Source organism: Planktothrix sp. PLAVEN19ND (assembly GCF_057220675.1).
On record NZ_CM170132.1, the window covers coordinates 3,568,419 to 3,586,467 of the forward strand.

General features: G+C 40.2%; 12 protein-coding genes. 10 read left to right on the forward strand and 2 right to left on the reverse strand.

The window, feature by feature from the left end:
• The first annotated feature begins 2 nt into the window (after positions 1 to 2).
• The 10 genes from AC2D3N_RS15585 to AC2D3N_RS15630 all read left to right on the forward strand — a co-directional run bounded on the left by AC2D3N_RS15585 (position 3) and on the right by AC2D3N_RS15630 (position 16,991).
• Positions 3 to 866 carry a CIS tube protein gene (locus AC2D3N_RS15585; protein WP_484691415.1) on the forward strand — a complete coding sequence of 288 codons (864 nt, stop codon included), beginning with the start codon at positions 3 to 5 and terminating at the stop codon, positions 864 to 866.
• 52 nt (positions 867 to 918) lie between these two features.
• Complete coding sequence (locus AC2D3N_RS15590) at positions 919 to 2,802, forward strand: VgrG-related protein (protein WP_484691416.1); 1,884 nt, start codon at positions 919 to 921, stop codon at positions 2,800 to 2,802.
• A gap of 393 nt (positions 2,803 to 3,195) precedes the next feature.
• The gene (locus AC2D3N_RS15595; RefSeq protein WP_079681540.1) at positions 3,196 to 3,612 is read left to right on the forward strand and encodes a GPW/gp25 family protein; all 417 of its coding nucleotides are present in this window, start codon (positions 3,196 to 3,198) and stop codon (positions 3,610 to 3,612) included.
• A 74-nt stretch (positions 3,613 to 3,686) separates the two neighbouring features.
• Entirely contained in the window at positions 3,687 to 5,867 is a 2,181-nt protein-coding gene (locus AC2D3N_RS15600; RefSeq protein ID WP_484691417.1) for a putative baseplate assembly protein, read from the forward strand.
• Between the two features lie 246 nt (positions 5,868 to 6,113).
• The gene (locus AC2D3N_RS15605) at positions 6,114 to 7,139 is read left to right on the forward strand and encodes a phage tail protein (protein WP_484691418.1); all 1,026 of its coding nucleotides are present in this window, start codon (positions 6,114 to 6,116) and stop codon (positions 7,137 to 7,139) included.
• A gap of 196 nt (positions 7,140 to 7,335) precedes the next feature.
• Positions 7,336 to 8,670 carry a DUF4159 domain-containing protein gene (locus AC2D3N_RS15610; RefSeq protein ID WP_484691419.1) on the forward strand — a complete coding sequence of 445 codons (1,335 nt, stop codon included), beginning with the start codon at positions 7,336 to 7,338 and terminating at the stop codon, positions 8,668 to 8,670.
• 60 nt (positions 8,671 to 8,730) lie between these two features.
• Positions 8,731 to 10,188, forward strand: a complete 1,458-nt coding sequence (locus tag AC2D3N_RS15615; protein ID WP_484691420.1) for a PDC sensor domain-containing protein — start codon at positions 8,731 to 8,733, stop codon at positions 10,186 to 10,188.
• A 55-nt stretch (positions 10,189 to 10,243) separates the two neighbouring features.
• On the forward strand, positions 10,244 to 12,535 hold the full coding sequence (locus AC2D3N_RS15620; RefSeq protein ID WP_484691421.1) for a WD40 repeat domain-containing protein: 2,292 nt from the start codon (positions 10,244 to 10,246) through the stop codon (positions 12,533 to 12,535).
• A 44-nt stretch (positions 12,536 to 12,579) separates the two neighbouring features.
• Positions 12,580 to 15,141 carry a COG1470 family protein gene (locus AC2D3N_RS15625; RefSeq protein ID WP_484691422.1) on the forward strand — a complete coding sequence of 854 codons (2,562 nt, stop codon included), beginning with the start codon at positions 12,580 to 12,582 and terminating at the stop codon, positions 15,139 to 15,141.
• A gap of 38 nt (positions 15,142 to 15,179) precedes the next feature.
• Positions 15,180 to 16,991 (forward strand): tetratricopeptide repeat protein, encoded by a 1,812-nt coding sequence (locus AC2D3N_RS15630; RefSeq protein ID WP_484691423.1) that lies wholly within the window; start codon positions 15,180 to 15,182, stop codon positions 16,989 to 16,991.
• 21 nt (positions 16,992 to 17,012) lie between these two features.
• On the opposite strand, the gene AC2D3N_RS15635 is transcribed toward AC2D3N_RS15630, so the two are convergent.
• Positions 17,013 to 17,711: a haloacid dehalogenase type II gene (locus tag AC2D3N_RS15635; RefSeq protein WP_484691424.1), complete on the reverse strand. Its 699-nt coding sequence runs from the start codon at positions 17,709 to 17,711 to the stop codon at positions 17,013 to 17,015.
• A complete protein-coding gene (locus AC2D3N_RS15640; protein ID WP_484691425.1) occupies positions 17,704 to 18,048 on the reverse strand; it encodes a hypothetical protein in 345 nt (114 codons plus the stop codon). The genes AC2D3N_RS15635 and AC2D3N_RS15640 overlap by 8 nt, the downstream gene beginning before the upstream one ends.
• Between the last annotated feature and the right edge of the window lies 1 nt (position 18,049).

Here is an 18,049-nt window from a genome sequence, read left to right on the forward strand (position 1 = left end):
ACATGGCTGAATCAAGTTCATCAAAATCACCAGTGGCAGCAGTTGTTTCAACACTGACAACGGCTTTGAAAAATGCCATGATCGAGGCGGCGGATATAAAAATTTTAGAAGCTGCCGCAGCAGAGGATCTGGCAAGAGATCAGCAGTTTATTAGGGAAGAAGCCAAGTATAAAAATCTGGCTAAAGATCTTTATAATACTCAACAAGCTGGTGATAAAAGATTAGTTAAAGCCGCTCTAATACCGAGAACGGGTGAAGCAGCTTCTCCGATTAATTTTATGTTCAACCCAACTGATTTGAGTTTAAGCAGAGGTGTTACGATTAAAACAATGGAGGGATCAAGAACACAAAGGGGCTTACCTAAAGTTAACTTTGGCTCTATTGAACCTTATAAACTTACCTTATCAGGGATTTTATTTGATACCTACGAAACGGGTGTGAGCGTTTTTAATAGAATTCAATCCCTATTGGATGCAGTGGATTTTTCTAAGTTTAAAGATCCTTTTGCGAAACCAACAACTCATGATGGATACCAAGAAAGGCTGGTTAAATTAAGTTCATCGGAAACAGCAATGAAATCCTTTGTAGGATCGATCGGGGGAAAAAATGTCTTGGGTGCTCGAGAATTTGGTTCAGAAAAGGTGGGTAGTCAGAGCTTGGAAACAAGACGACCTCCTGTTTTTTATTTTATTTGGGGTGAAAAGAATTATATGTGTTGTATGATCAAACAATTAGACTATAAATTAACCATGTTTTTACCCAATGGAACACCCGTGCGAGCCATGGTTACCATTACCTTAGAAGAAGTAGATTTAGGGGTAGCAAGCAGAGCCTTCAGCGAGCGCCAAAAATTCATTGTTACATAATTAATTTTAGTGTAGTTCACCTCGATTTAACCTTGATCAAACAGGTTGTTTTATGACTTCACAAGCAACGGATTATGTCTCTACTCCTATTATTACAGTTGATGGAGTTGATCCAGACTTAATGAATAATTTTAGGCGGGATATTCTGCAAATTTCTGTAGAAGAAAGTTTGCATTTACCCGCTATGTTTACCGTAGTTATTAATAATCCCTATGCCGCCACTGATCAAGAGACAAAAACTTGGAAATATGATCGGGATATTATCCAAATCGGTAAAGTTATTAAAATTGGTTTTATCCCCAGTACGAGTTCTGATTCTGAAAAACCCAATGATCAGCAAATCTATTTAATTGAAGGAGAAATTACAGCAATAGAAACTCATTTCTCGGGACAAACTCAAGCTCCTATTGTAATTCGTGGTTATGATATTTCCCATCGCTTACATCGGGGACTTTATATTCGCTCGTTTCAAGATTATACCGATTCTGATATTGTCGAAAAAATTGCCGAAGAAGTGGGAATTGAAACCTATACCATTGATTCTAGTGGGGAAAAACATGAATACGTTTTTCAAGAAAATCAAACGAATATGGCATTTTTACGGGAACGAGCCGCCCGCATTGGGTTTGAATTGTTTGTCCAAGATGGGAAACTTAATTTTCGTAATCCCCACATTAATGAAGTTTTACAGTTAGTTTGGCTAGAGGATTTTACCAGTTTTCGTGTTCGTTTAACCAGTGCCGAACAAGTGAAAGCTGTGGAAGTGCGGAGTTGGGACTATGAAAGAAAGGAACCCATCGTTGCCCGTATTCCCAAAGAAACCACTCAATTAACTACTTCTGACGTTCTGACCCGTACCGAATACGGAAAAGGCAGGGACTATAGCCAAAAGTTTGGGTTGAACCCTTCTGAACCTAAGCTATTAGTTGTGGATCAACCCACTGCTACCATCAAAGAAGCAGAAGTGATGGCACAGGCACTTTTTAACGAATTAGAAGGAGACTTTATCTATGCCGATGCCCGGGGACTGGGCAGCCCCCGCATCCGACCGGGGAAAGTTGTGGAACTAGATAGAATGGGTCGTTATAGTGGTAGTTACTACGTTACTGAAAGTCGCCATATATTTTATCAGGGAATTTACACAACAGAATTTAGTGTGCGGGGACTACGGGGAGATAACCTGCTGCAAACCCTGTCCCCAACTACTCGCCTCAGACCCGGACAGACCCATCTGGTGGGTATTGTGACGGATAACAAAGATCCCAAGGGTTGGGGACGAGTGCGGGTCAAATTTCCTACCCTGACCCCGGAAAAAGATAGTACCGCCCATGCCAGTTACTGGGCGAGGGTTGTGGGGGTGGGGGCTGGCCCAGATCGCGGGTTCGACTGTTTACCGGAAATTAATGATGAAGTGTTGGTTGCCTTTGAACATGGGGACATTCACCGCCCCTATGTTATTGGTGGGGTTTGGAATGGCAAAGATCAGCCCCCCGCGAATATTACAGACTCAGTAGACAAAGGAAAAGTCCGCTTACGAACGTTTAAAACTCGTACCCAGCATACTTTACAGTTTGTGGAGGAAGATAAAGATGGAACGGCGGCGGGTATTTATATTCAAACCAGTCAGGGCCATCAAATTCGCCTCAATGATAGTAATGGGTCAATTGAGGTGAGGACTCAGGCGGGACAGTCCATTCGCTTAGATGATCAGGGGGGTATTACCATTGAGTCTAAGGGAAATATCCAGCTACAACCAGGGACAGGACAGGTATTAGTATCTGGCAATGTTTTAGCGACACAATTCCTAGTGGGTACAACAGTCAGTAGTATTAATATCGGAGAAACCTTAACGAATTTGCAACAGCAAATTCAGCAAAATACGAATAGCGATCTCTCCCGTTCTCAAGAAATGGCTCAACTCCGGCAGCAGGTGTAACAAAATATCAAAGAAACCCAGCGATTAGAAATCGTGGCTACACAGACAAAACCCACCTTCGTGGGTTTAAGACCTGAATTTTCTCTTAGTCCACGCAGGTGGACTTAGTTTGTATAGCCCGCCGTTTCAACGGCTGGGAACTTCCATAAAAAGAAAATATCAAAGAACCCAGCGATTAGAAATCGTGGCTACACAGACAAAACCCACCTTCGTGGGTTTAAGACCTGAATTTTCTCTTAGTCTACGCAGGTGGACTTAGTTTGTATAGTCCGCCGTTTCAACGGCTGGGAACTTCCATCAAAAATATTTTCTGTGTAACTAGACCTTTGGCGAATACTCCCTTGAGAATCTATCAGCTAAATTAAAAACATCTATCTGGGGAGGGAGTTGGCAATGGTTAATTTAGCGAATCAACAATTAAGCCGTCCCTACCTGGGTAAAGGTTTACGGTTTCCCGTGCAAATCGACCTTCAGGGCAACCTCGACTTGAGTGCCCAGGAACAGAATATCAGGGAATCAATTTATATTATCCTCCTAACCCAATGGGGAGAACGGGTTTATCGGCCTAATTTTGGCTGTCGTTTGTCCGAGTTGAATTTTGCCCCCATTAACCAACAAACCCTGATGTTAATGCGAATTTATGTCCAAGAAGCATTAGAACTTTGGGAACCCCGAATTATTGTTGATGAAGTCCTAACCAACCCTCACTCCTATCAAGGAAGAGTTGATATTAATATTATTTACCATCTGCAAAAAACTTACGAAAGACGCAGTATTGTTTTTCCTTTTTATTTGCAAGTTGAAAACTGATTACGAATGGGGAATAGGTAATTGCCTATTGCCTATTGCCTATTGCCTATTGCCTATTCCCTTTAAAGATTTTTATGGTTTTTGACTTTTTACCTAAACTACCTAAACCTAACTTAGATGATCGGGACTATGAAGACCTGGTAAAAGAATGTATTCTGAGGATTCCCCGCTACTGCCCAGAGTGGACAAACTATAATCCCAGTGATCCAGGTATTACCTTAGTTGAACTATTTGCTTGGTTAACTGACCAAATGTTAGCTCGGTTTAATCAAGTCCCCCGACGCAACTATATTACCTTCTTAGAATTGCTCGGGATTCGTTTACAACCGCCCAAACCAGCAACCACAGAAATAACATTTTATTTAGTCGGTGATCTGCCAGATGCTTATACCATCACAACCGGAACTGAAGTAGCCACAGGACGCACAGCCACCCAATCCGCCATTGTGTTTACAACCGACCAACCCCTGATTATTGGTCAACCCACCATCCAACACTTTCTCACCGGGGACACAGCACCCCCAACCCCGCAGGTTTTGCGCGATCGCTTTACCAATTTCTGGAGTGCTCAAGAGCCTGGCAACTGGTCAGGCCCAGAGCTTTCCCTGTTTAGTGATAGTCCCCAACCAGGTAATTGCTTCTATCTGGTCTTTGATCCCGATGAGCCCCTCGATGGTAACGTTCTCAGCATTCGGATCAAAGGTCAAGAAGCCACTCCCACCGGAATTAACCCCAAAGCGCCCCCCCGTCGCTGGGAAGCCTGGAATGGAAGTGAATGGCAACCCGTCCTCGGTACAGAATCCGATGATGAAACCCAAGGCTTTAGCTTCAGTAACCTAGCTCAAAAGGGCGGTAACCCCCTACAGGGGGCTGACGTGACCCTACACCTGCCGATTAACTTTCCTCCGGCTCACTTCACCGCCTATCGAGGTCGGTGGTTGCGGTGTGTTTGTACCGAACCCGATGATCTGCGACAACCCGCCTACAGTCGCTCACCTCGCATGATTGGGATTACAGCCACAGCCATTGGCGGAACGGTGAAAGCAACCCAATGTGAAATTATTGTCGATGAAACCTTGGGGGAAAGCAACGGCGACCCCGGACAGTTTTTTCAACTTCAGGGATCACCTGTATTAGAACGGCGAGAGGACGAATATCTGATTGTTACTCCCCCGGGTGCCATTCCCCAACGCTGGCAAGAGGTGAAGGATTTTTCTAATTCGGGAGTCAATGATCAACACTATATTATCGACTCCCTAACAGGTGTCCTCCAATTTGGCCCATTAGTCAGGGAAGCCAGCCAACTCAAGGAAGCAATGGAGTTAAGGGCAAACGCACAAACCAACACCTCCAGGCAAATGCTACTTTCGAGTTCCGACTTACAAAACCAATATGGCAGTATTCCCCCAAAAGGAGCGACGTTGCAGATGTCCCGTTACCGCACGGGGGGAGGCTCAGGGGGAAACGTTCAGGTGGGGACGTTGGAAATTTTGAAAACGGCCGTTCCCTATGTTGCCAGTGTGATTAACCATCAACCTGCCAGAAATGGAGCCGAGGCGGAAACCTTAGAACAGGCGGCGATCCGTGTACCTCAAATGCTGCGTACCCGCGATCGCGCCGTTACCCCTGAAGATTTTGAAGAATTGGCGATTCGGGGCGGGGCTGGAGCCGTTGCCCGCGCTCACTGTTTACCTGTTACCGGTGGCAAAGGCGGGACAGTAAGGGTTTTAATTGTCCCCCAGGTGACCATAGATGACATTACCCGCAGCGAGGGCATTCACCCCAACCAGTTCACCCTCACCGATGATCTGGAGCAAAACGTGATCGCCTACTTGGACGAACGACGACTGTTGGGAGTTCAGGTGTTATGTGTCTCCGGTGACTATACGGGGGTGGCAATTCAGGCGGAAGTTGCCCTCAAACCAGAATACAATCACCCCGTTGCCCAGCAAACCCTCCGCCAACAAATGCTAGTCGCCCTTTACAGCTTTTTTAATCCGATTACCGGAGGCATCGATCAAAAGGGCTGGCCCCTGGGTCAACCCGTCTATCTCAGCGACGCGATCACTGTCCTTCAGAACTTTGATGCGATTCGTTATATTGGCACCCTGCAACTGTTTGAACTCCAGCGTCAAGGACAATCTTGGGTTCGTCTGCCCCCATCCCCCACTGTTGATCCCGGCCCAGGGGGATTGATCTGTTCCTGGGCTGACCTGACCCTGCGATCGCAGCACGTTATTTCAGTTATCAGTTAACAGTTAACAGTTATAGCAGTTGCCACATCTATTAGGACATTCTTGAAAGCTAAAAGCTACTTATAGTAAGTATTTACCTATTGCCCATTGCCCATTCCCTATTGCCTCTTGCTATAACAGTTATCAGTTAAGAAGTTTACAGTTAATTTATTAACTCCTCAACTGATGACTGATGACTGATAACTGATTTATGACTGATACCTCTTACACTGATAACTGATGATGCGGATACTTGATAACTGATTTATGGCTGGTGAATTTCTGACTTTAAAATTAATTCCTATGCGATCGCCAGAAGCAAATTTAAACACGCTTCCAATTCAAGCAACGGCGGAAAATATTGATGTTGAAAATCCGGGTCTTTTACTTGTCCCGGGAGAAGCCAGTGAATTGATAGTCAATTTAGAAAATTTAGGGACTTACACTTTAGAATTAACCCTAGAAATTACAGGAGATTTTCCCGAGAATTGGTATACCATCATCACAAAAGTAGAGGAAGAAAATCCCGCATTTTTACTAACACCTGGGGAAATAATCAAAGCGATTATCCGCTTCCAAACTCCGGCGGATTTCTTTGAAAATCCCTTCTTCCCGGGTGTGGGTCAAGTTCTGAAATTAGATTATCAAAGCCGTTTAGCTGTTTATGGAGCAGCCCTGGGAACAGGATCAGAATTGCTAGAAACAGCCACTTTTAACCTCTATGTTCGCCCCGTTAGTCGTTATCAACAATTTCTACCTAATTTTTATCGAGAAATTGATTTTGTCGGACGTTTTCTGCAAATTTTTGAAGCAACTTTAGAACCCGATGTCCAAATTCTTTCTAACCTGTGGGCGTATTTAGATCCCCTAACAGCCCCGATCGGAATGTTAGAGTTTCTAGCCCACTGGGTGGGCTGGAGAAATCAACCTTATTTAACCTTAGAACAGCAAAGAAACTTAATCCGAAATGCTATTGAAATTTACAAATGGCGAGGAACTCGTCGGGGTCTACGCCTGTATCTTCACTATTCTACTTATTTACCTTTAGATGATCATATTATGAATGAAGATGAAAAACATATTGGAATTTATGAGTTTTTTAATTCCGGCTTTGTCTTGGGCAAAACTCGCTTAGGTTACGATGCAATTTTGGGAGGAGTGCGACCCTTTCATTTTACAGTTCGCCTGCGTCCAGAACCTGATCGCCCCATTGAAGAAGCGTTAGTGCGAACTATTATTGAACAGGAAAAACCGGCATTTTGTAGTTACGAGTTAATCATAGAAACGGGGTAACACCGGAGCAGGGGGAGGCAGGGGAGGCAGGGGGAGGCAGGGGAGGCAGGGGAGGCAGGGGGAGCAGGGGAGGCAGGGGAGGCAGGGGAGGTAAACTCTTTCTATTACCTATTACCTATTACCTATTACCTGTTCCCTGTTCCCTCTCTTAAAAATTTTATAATTTTCTTGACAAAATCACAATATAATTATCATTATGTTTTCCTTATTTGATTACCCTGAACCACTGCCCCTAAAACGTCTATCTGTAGAGGATGGACTCCTCTTAAATGCCGAACGTTGGCAATCTGCCCACGCCTATCACCGAGATCGCCAAAATCTCCATTATCAATCTCTGAATCAACCAGGAATCGTCTGTGGATTAGGGGTTTCTGCTATTCCATCTCCTGATCATATTGTCGCTAAATATCGGGATAATCGCTGGATAAAAATTGACCGTGGAATTGCGATTGATTTAATCGGGAATCCGATAATTGTTCCCGAACCAATGGAATTTCATATTGCCTCTGAAGCAGGAGAAAACCCCCTATTAATTTATATTACTATCAGATACGTTGATCCAGAAACACTATATCGACCCGAATCAAAATATTTAATCGAGGAAATGTTTAGAATTGATGAAAAAATTAACAAACCCGATCAACTAGAGGTAGAACTGTGTCGGATTATTATGTTAGCAGGAACTGTCCAAATCACCTCTCCAACTAACGTTTTTTTTCCCGCCGGAAATCATATTGATTTGCGCTATCGGCAACAAGTAATGGCACGTCCTCAAGGGGTGGTAAGCGTCGGTTTAATTGCCAACGATTCACCAATTGATCAGATAATTTTATCCTCTTTATCTGGACTAATTCAATCTTTACCTGCACTTTATCCCGCCCTTGGAGGTCAGTCAGAAATTGGCAACATTAAATTACAAGCAGGAGAAAATAACGAATATTTAAACTATGATTTACTTTATCTCAGCTATCAAAAAATTGCTATATTAACAGAATCAGAAACTGAAAGTCTCAGAGAATATAGGGAAACTGGAGGAATAATTTTTATAGAATTAACAACTCTGGAAAGCGAAATTGTGCAGTTAATTAAAATTCAACAAAAACTGAAAGAAACCCTCAATGATCTTAAAGAAGATGGAGAATTTGATCCGTTGATACAACAGTTGCAAAGCGAACTAGAGACGACAACAAAGATTTTAGATAAACAGTTGGCTGATGTGATCGCCACCGTCAGAAATTTAGCCCAAAAAACAGGCGAATTTACAGCCAACGATTCAGGAGAAATTAGTCGTCAACATCCCCTACGAAATCAGCCTTTTTTGTTTAGTCAGTTTCCGATGATTAAAGGACAAGAAATTAGCCTATTTAATTGGGGTAATATTATCTTGATTTTAGGAGATTTGTCAATGGCTTGGGGATTAAATGAAGGGTTTAATTTTCCCAGAGAAACTATTAGATCTGCTCAAGAAATGGGGATTAATTTTATACATTTTGCAGTAAAAAGGCGACAATTAACTCAACTTCTCCTTTAAGTTTATGAACAATAATTGATTGAGGTTGTTATTTTTTTCTACTATAAAATCAGACTTACTATGGCTAACAAAACCTTCTCTTTTTTCTATAAAATTTTTGATAAATCCGTGGGTTCTTTATCCATTCGCCATACCCTGCCCCTGATTATTGTTACACCTTTATTGGCTTCTGTCGCAGTGATTGGCTGGTTTAACTTTCAATTAGGAAAACAAGAGATTGAAAAGTTGATGCTACAAGTTAGTGAAAAATCTACTCAGATGATTGAACTCAATCTTCGCAATTATTTAGGAAAGCCACAAGTATTATTACCTGCATACTTAGCAGCCATCCAAAGTGGGAATGTTGATATTAATAATTTACCGGAAGTCAAGCGATATTTCTGGCAACAAATACAAAACAAAACCTCTTTAAATTCCATTTATATAGGAACAGAAAAAGGAAATTATGTGAGTTATGAAAAAACAGAAAATGAATTTATGGAAAAATTTAGAGATGAATCAACGAACTCGAATCGAAATTTTTATGAAGTTGACTCCAAAGGAAATCGCACAAGATTGATCAAAAGTATGGAATATGATCCTCGCGTTCGTCTCTGGTATAAATTTGCTAAAAGCGTAGGAAAACCAACCTGGACTCCGGTTTATCAATTTGGCAGTATCAATACGGTGGGGATGGATTTTTCTATTCCGATTTACAATCAGGAATCTGGGAATTTTGCAGGAGTGATTTCCACTGATATTAGTCTGGTACAAATTAGCAAATTTTTAAGAAATTTAGAAATTAGTCAGAATGGAAAAGCTTTAATTATGGAACGGACGGGAGATGTAATTGCCATCTCAACTTTAGAGCAACCTTTTAAAGTGGTGAATAATCAAACCAAACGACTGAATGTTCGTGAAAGTCAAGATCCAACTATTCAAGGAACAGGTCAATACTTAATTGAAAAATTTAAGAGTTTAGATCAGATTGAAGACAAACAACAATTCACCTTTCGACTCAAAGGAAATTTACAACTTGTCCAAGTCACCCCTCTACAAAATCAAGAAGGAATTGATTGGTTAATGGTGGTTGTGATTCCCCATTCTGATTTTCTTAAACATATCTATACTTATACAACTTTAACAGTAATTATTGGGGTTTCAGTTGCAGGTATCGCCGTAATTTTAGCTCTGTTACTGGTGCGTTGGATTATTAAACCCATTCAACAGTTGCAGCAAGCTGCCGAAACTATTGAGTCACAAAACTTTGATCAAAGTATATTAGAGGAGGTAAGTCGTCGTCGCGATGAATTTGGGCAGTTAGGAAAAGTGATGTCAGCTATGGCAAATGTTATTTACAGTCGCGAACAAAATTGGAAACAAATGATTGACCAACTTCAAAATCAAGATCTGCAAAAGCAAAAAACCAAGAGTGGAAATAATTCCCAAAAGCAAGTCAAAAACTTAGAAGTATTATTGAGAGAATCGCAACAACTCAGGACAAAAATAGGAGAAAAGGATAAAAATTCAAGAAATTAAAGATAATTAATCATAAATCGAATACTTTTAATCAAGAAACCTCAAGGAATTAAACATGAAAACCAATCTAATTACTACTGATATTTCCACAACTGAATTGACATTCAAACCGGGTGAATCAGCCGTATCTTTTGAAATCAATGCGATTAACTATAGTGATCGTTTTGCCAGCTTTCAGGTAGAAGTATTAGCGGCGGGTACAGATGAAAATTTAGCCCAAAATTGGTATATTCTCTCCCCCGAAATTTGTACTAAAAAACCCCCAGGAGATTCTACACAATTTCTGGTTAAAATTATTGATAGTCCTCTACCTGGTTTTGTCGGTCAGATGAATCTAACAGTGAGAGTTTTTTCCATTGAACTTCAGGAAGAAACCCGTCAATTATTGCGGTTAAATATACTCGAAGGAAGCGGGGGAGTTGGCTTAAAATTAACCCTTCCTGTTCAGGAATTTCAAGCTTACCCCCTACAGCAAATTAAAATTCCGGTTCAGGTTTATAATCCCAGTTCTCAACCTGCGAATGCGGTATTAAAATTAACAGGAATTAATCCAACATGGTTAATAGAAGAACAACAGGTTATCCAGATTCCATCTCGTTTTCGGGTTGATGCCGTTTTCTGGTGCCAAATTCCCGATATTACCCAAACTAAAAGCCAAGTTCAGCCCTTCACTATTACAGCAACAATCGCCAATGGTTTATCAAGGCAAATCACCGGAAATTTATTAATTTTACCCCAAGGAATTGTAGAGTTTAGGTGTTTTCCCCAGGAACGTCGCATCCCCGGTAGAAGAAGATTCTTTTGGCGTTCTGATCCGGTTATTTTTCATATAGAAATAAAAAATTGCAGCAATGTTTCCCAGATATTTCAACTCAAAGTTCAGTGTTCAGACAAAATAAAATATGAATTAAAAACCGATTTATCTCTATTAATACAAGACAAAAAAAAATCTATAGAATTCTTAAATCATGATGTAGAGATCAATAATTTTGATCCTACTATTGATCTCGAAATTGGCGAAACCAATCAAATCTTATTAGTAACAAAAGTTAAACGACATTGGTTAGGTCGGATCAGGGAATTCTTAATTGAAGTGGCGACTACACAAACAGAAGATTTTTGCTCTATCTCCGGTAGCAGTTTGTCTGGCACTTCTCCCCCCAGTCAAACCTTGAAATTAAAAGTTTTACCATTTCTCCCCCTGGGGTTAATATTAACGGGCAGTGTTTTATTACTGGGGTTACTGTGGTGGTTTTCAGGACTGAATCCATATCATCCCTTTTTAGGACATAAAAAACCCGTTAATTCTGTTCAATTTGATGGGTTAGCCAGCACGATCATGAGTGGTTCTAATGATCAGACCATAGCCGAATGGAAAGTTACTAATTTTTTCAATGATTTACACAATCAATTTATCGGTAAAATTGGCAATGCTAAAAAAGCTGTGCGAGTGTTACGTTACCGACCTGTTGATAATAATATGATCGCCGCCGGATTGGAAAATGGGGAGATTCAATTGTGGGGATTAACGGAAGAAACCGGGTTAATTGATACTTTTTCAATTAATAAAGATGATCGCGTTTTTGCCTTAGAATTTTCTCAAGATTCTCAAACATTATTTAGTGGTCATGGTAGTGGTTTAGTCTTACAGTGGGATGCCAGTCTTCAGCGAGATCAAATGACCAAAGGTAGCGATCGCTTATTAAAGAAAAAACAATTTGATTTTGCCGTTTATGACCTGAGTTTTGTCGGGAAAGGTAATCGTCACCTAGCAGTTGTCGGTCGATATAATCAGTTTTTAATTTGGAATCTTGACCAGAATAAAACCTCAAAAGTTCCTTATCCCACCGGAGGACAAGATGATTATATTTTAAGTGTTGATGTTGCAGAAATTGCTCCCGATATTTTAGCAACGGGGGATAATCAAGGAAATATTACGATCTGGAATATGAAAAACTGTTTAGATAGTTCAGGAGAATGTGAAGTTATTGATCGTTGGCAAGGAAGTAAAATGGGTGAAGCGGTTCGTTCAGTTTCATTTAGTGACAATGGCTGCTATTTAGCCAGTGGTGGGGACGATGGTAAAGTCATGCTTTGGGCTTTAACCTCTGAAGGAAAACGACCTTTAGCAATGCCTGATGGTTCGTCTCTACAAACAAATCTGGCAATTAAACAAGAAGTTAGCCATTCCTATCGTCAGAAAAAAATTAATAGTGTTGATGTTAAAATTGTCGGTGAAAATATTTTAATTGCTAGTGGGAGTGATGATGATCAGGTCAGAATAGCCAAAGCCAAAAGAATATTTAATTTAGGTTGTGATTTTCGCGGTAATCTTGAGATAGAGTAAAGACTTAAATAATTAATTTAACTATATTTTGAGGATTTAAAATTATGGTGTATCAAACTTCACAAACTAACGGTCATACCCTGAATAATATTGAATATTCAGAAAATCCTGGAATTGCTAAACCCATCGCCTTGATTATCAACCCTTCCGAAGACAGTTCTGCCTGTGCGGGAGAAATTTTTGAACTGCGGGTTACAGTAACCAATCAAGGTAATAAAGGTGCTGTTATTAATATTTATATTGATGAAACTTCTGGCTTGTTACATCAGTGGTGTAGCTCCGCTTCGGAAAGTTTAGCTCTAGCAGACAATTGTAGTGCGGAAGTAGTTTTTTACTTCGCAATTCCTATTAATGCTACCCCCGAAAACCATAGTTATTTATTAGTTATTGATGCTCCTAAACACTATCCAGAATACACACCAATTCGTCATCAAGCCCGACTACAAATTTTACCATCAGTACAATCCGCGACCCAGATTAATGACCCGACATTTCAAATTTTACCGATTACAACTTATAACAAACCAACTATTATCGAACCGGGCAAACCTTTAGATTGTAAAATTATAGTTAATAACCGTTCTTCACGGGTTGATCGCTTTCGTTTAAGTTGTTCTGATCTGCCCAATGATTGGTTTACTGTGATTTATCCAGAGGGATTAGTCGAATTAGGATTAGTCGGAGAACGGCAGAGTTTAGCATTGAATCCAGGGGCGAAAGGTGAGATTGTATTCCGTTTGCAATTTCCTCTAAATGTTAAAGCCGGAAATTACTCCCCAACCCTACGTTTAACTTCGTTGAATAACCTCGACTTGGTACTCATTGATGTCTTGTATTTGCGGGTACTTCCCATCTATCGATTAATCCCAGAATTGCAAACGAAAATTGGGAAGGTTAGTAAAGAAACAGGATGTTTTCGGCTGTTATTGGGGAATGGGGGAAACACCCTCCGCAATGTTAGTTTTACCGCCGAAGAAGACGCAGGAAAACCCATTTGTACTTATAATTTTAGTCCTGAACAGGCTAAATTAGGGGCGCAATTAAAAACTAAAATTGACTTAGAAGTTAAACCGAATAAATGGTGGCGACGTCCTTGGTTTGGGAAGGGATTACCGATTGAATTTTATATCGAAATTGAGGATAGTGATCAACTACCTGTTCCCGAAAGGTTGCCAGGAACTTTGATTTGGGAAGCACGACCCCTCTGGCAATTTATTTTATTAATTTTTATGATTTTGGGGGCGATCGCATCCCTAATTTTTGCGATTTGGTGGGTATTTTTTAGACCGCCAACACCCCCGAAAATTTTAGAGTTTACCTCTGTTTTTCCGACTTATGAACAAGCCGCAGGAGATGCGATTCACCTAAATTGGCAAATTCTTCATCCTCAACAGTTAAAAACGATTAAAATTATTGGGATTGCTGCCGATAGTGGTATTGTTTCTAGTGGAGATATATTGTATGATTTTAGCCAAGGGATTCCGCCAGAATTAAAGGAATTTTGCACCTTAGAATCGGTTTTAAATTGCCAAAATATTCGTACCGATGCCCAACAAGCGGGAACTTATATTTTTCAAATGGATATATTTACTAAAAAAGGCTATCAGTTAGCTGATTCTAAAAAAACAAACACGATTCGTATTAGTGCTTTACCTCAGCCTAAAATCTTGGATTTTATGGCAACACAAACGGCCTATCAAGAAGCAGCCCCAAATCAACCTATCCTAACATTTAATAATGAAATTGCCTTGAATTGGAAAATCAAAAATCCAGAACAATTGCAAGCATTAAAGTTAATTGCTCGTTCCACAGATGACACCGTTCTAATTCCCTTAAAAACCTATGATTTTAGTGACGGTATCCCCTCAGAGTTAAGTGGATTTTGCATATTAGAATCGGAATTAATTTGTCAAAGAGTCCCTACAAATGCCCGAAAAGCCGGAAACTATCTTTTTGAATTGTCGGCGGTCTCTAAGGAAACACCGGAGGAAACTGCTATTAGTCAAAAAAGTGATATAATCAAAATTATTCCTTATATTTACCCGACCAAAATTGTCTCTTTTTCTGTGAATGATCAGGATGCTTTACCTAAATATATTTTACCGATTAATCCTGAAAAAACTGCTAAAACCATTCGGATTAGTTGGAAGGTAGAAGGAGGTAAAAATACAACCGTTGAATTACTCCCCGCACCCGGAACAGTTGGTCTTGAAGGTTCGATCATTTATCCAGTTACTCAACAACCGGGTACAGAAACAATTACACTGGCGGTTCAAGGAGAATCAGGGGAAAAATTAAATCGAACTGTCACCTTTGAAAAAATTGTTGTTCCTATTTCTGAACCGAAAACACCCCCTATCGATAAACAGCAGGATACTCCTCTCAAGGATTCCATAACCCCTAAATTAACCCCAAATAACCCCAATATTTACCCAAATCGACCTAATCAAACTATCCCTAACTTATCACCAACTCCACCTAATTTTCCTTTATTACCAACAGCACCGACTCCAACTCCAACTACTTCTCCAACCCCTTCTCCAACTCCAACTCCAACCCCTTCTTTCTCAGCTTCACCAATTGAAATTCCTCCTCAATTTGATTAAATAATTAATAGAATAATTTTCACTCTTATGTTAAAAATATGACCAAAATAAATAAAATTAAAAAAGTGCGTTTTCCTCCTATTGCTCTAAGTTTTAATTTTTGGGGGTCGATAATTATTGCTCAATTTTCCTTACCTTTTAATATTAATATCCCTCAACAACCGACCGCAATTCCTACTCCCCCTATTCCCATTAACGGAGATTTTAACTACTATTTATCTTTATGTAATATCCTGCGGAAACAACCCCGGCTAGAAGAAGCGTTATCAGCCTGTAATCAAGCAATTAATTTGAGTAAAAAAAAGAGAGCCGATTTATGGGGATTTCGCAGCGATCTATTATTAAAATTAGGGCAATATGATCAAGCTTTAGTATCGAGTTTACAAGCCCTGGAAATTCAACCGAAAAACTCTCTAGCCTTAACCCTACAGTGTCGCTCCCTTTTAGCATTAGGTCAACAAGATCAGGCTATTTCTGCTTGTGATAGTGCTTTAGAAATTAATCAAAATTGGGAGGAATTTTCTCCGAGTCTGACTTGGTTAAGTCGAGGTTTAGCTCAAGAACAGAAAACCCAATATTCTGAAGCCTTAGCATCCTTTGATCAAGCTTTAAAACTCGATCCTCAGAATTCTATGGTTTTAGTTAGTAGCTGCCGAGTTTTGTTAGAAATGGAGAAGAATGAACAAGCAATTACCAATTGTGATAACGCTTTAAAAGTTAATCAAAATTGGCATGAAAGTTCTCCGGCTCAAGCCTGGTTTTGGCAAGGGTTAGCCTTTAGTCATTTGGCAAAATATCAGCAAGTTTTAGCTAGTTGTGAAGCAGTAAAAACTGATTTAGAGACTAATATTGGAATTAAAAATAATTGTGTTTTAACTACTCGAAACTCTAGGTTAGAATCGGCAAAAATTTCCTATAAACAAGCAACAATCCTCGCTCCTGAATTTGCTGTGGCTTGGACATATCAAGGGATAAATTTAGGGGAATTAAACGAATATGATCAAGCACGAAAGGCTTTAGAAACAGCTATTAAAATTTATCCTAATAATGCCTTAGCTTTGGTGAATTTGTGTGCAACTCTGAATAAATTAGGGAATTATCAAGAAGCACTAACGGCTTGTGAAAGTGGATTACAACAAGATAATCATTGGCTAGAAAGTGAGCCTGCTGATACTTTCATCCAGAAAGCACAGGCTTTAGCAGGTCTGAAACGCTATGAGGAGGCGATTTTGGCGATTGATCAAGCCTTGAGTTTGAAGGCTGACTCAGCGATCGCTTGGAATACAAAAAGCGTGATTTTATGGCAAGCTCAAAAATATCAGGAAGCTCTCAACGCATCGGAAAAGGCCTTAGCAGCCGATCCTAACTACTTTCAAGGGTGGTTTAATCGGGGGAGTATTCTGCGGGCGATGCAGCAAAATCAAGAGGCCCTAAAAGCCTATCAGCGTGCGATCGCTAGTGATATCACTTTTGTACCAACAGAAACCCTGGGGTCAGTTTGGACTAATTCCAGTGCAATTTTATGGGATTTAGGGCAATATCCAGAGGCAATTGCCGCAGCGAATAGTGCTATTGGGATCGATCCTAATTCCGTATCCGCTTGGTTTAATCGAGGGTTATCCTTCACAGCTATAAACGATTATCAAGAAGCAGTTAAGTCTTATCAGCAAGCTCTGAAACTTGATCCAAAAGCGGTTAATATTTGGGTGGCTGAGGGGATGGCATTCTTCTATTTAAAGAGCTATTCAGAAGCTCTGAATGCCTTTGAAAAAGCGTTAAAGATTGATCCAAACTATTTACCAGCTTTAGAAAATCGGGATCTAATTAGTCGGTATTTTCAGGGTAAATAAATAATATTTAATGGTGCTTTTCTAAACCTCAAAAATCAAGTCAACTAAACTTTCTAAATCCGGTACTTCCAAATTCGGTTGGGCGATCGCAGCTTTGGTTGCTCCTCCTCCGGGTTGTCCTTGACGACGATTAACCCAAACCGTTGTTAATCCTAAACTATTTGCTGTAACAATATCATGGAAAATACTTTGGGCAACGTGCAGTAATTTATCAGGAGAAAGCCCCGTTTTATTTAAGGCAAATTGAAAATTATGGGCAGAAGGTTTATAGGATTGAGCTTGTTGTGCCGTAATAATATGATCAAATTCTATTTGTAGATGTTGGTTAGTTTGGGCAAATAAATCATCATCAATATTAGAAATAATCACTAATTTATACTTTTGTTTTAACGCTCTCAGGGCTGCTACCGTATCAGGAAAGGGTTGCCAATCTTGAATTGAATTGGCTAAACTTTCTAATTCCGTGGAAGTGGGAGAAAACCCTAAACGTTCTCCGAACTTCTGCACCACATCCCGTAGAATTTGCCGATAGGTTTTATATTCTCCACTTTGGGCTTCCGGTTCTAATATAGCAAATAATTCAAGTAACTGTTGACTACTCATCTCAATTCCATGGGCATTAACTAATTGTTGTAAAACCGGAGTAATTCCGCTTTCCCAATCAATTAAAGTACCGTAGCAATCAAAACTCAAGGCTTCAAATTGATTAAATTCAATCATAATTATGGTTTTTCTGTAGATAGTATTTTAAGGGAATGGGGAATAGGCAATGGGCAATAAAGAATAGGGAATGGGGAATAGGCAATGGGCAATGGGCAATAAAGAATAGGGAATAGGGAATGGGGAATAGGCAATGGGCAATGGGCAATAAAGAATAGGGAATAGGGAATGGGGAATAGGCAATGGGCAATGGGCAATAAAGAATAGGGAATAGGGAATGGGGAATAGGCAATGGGCAATGGGCAATAAAGAATAGGGAATAGGGAATGGGGAATAGGCAATGGGCAATGGGCAATAAAGAATAGGGAATAGGGAATGGGGAATAGGCAATGGGCAAT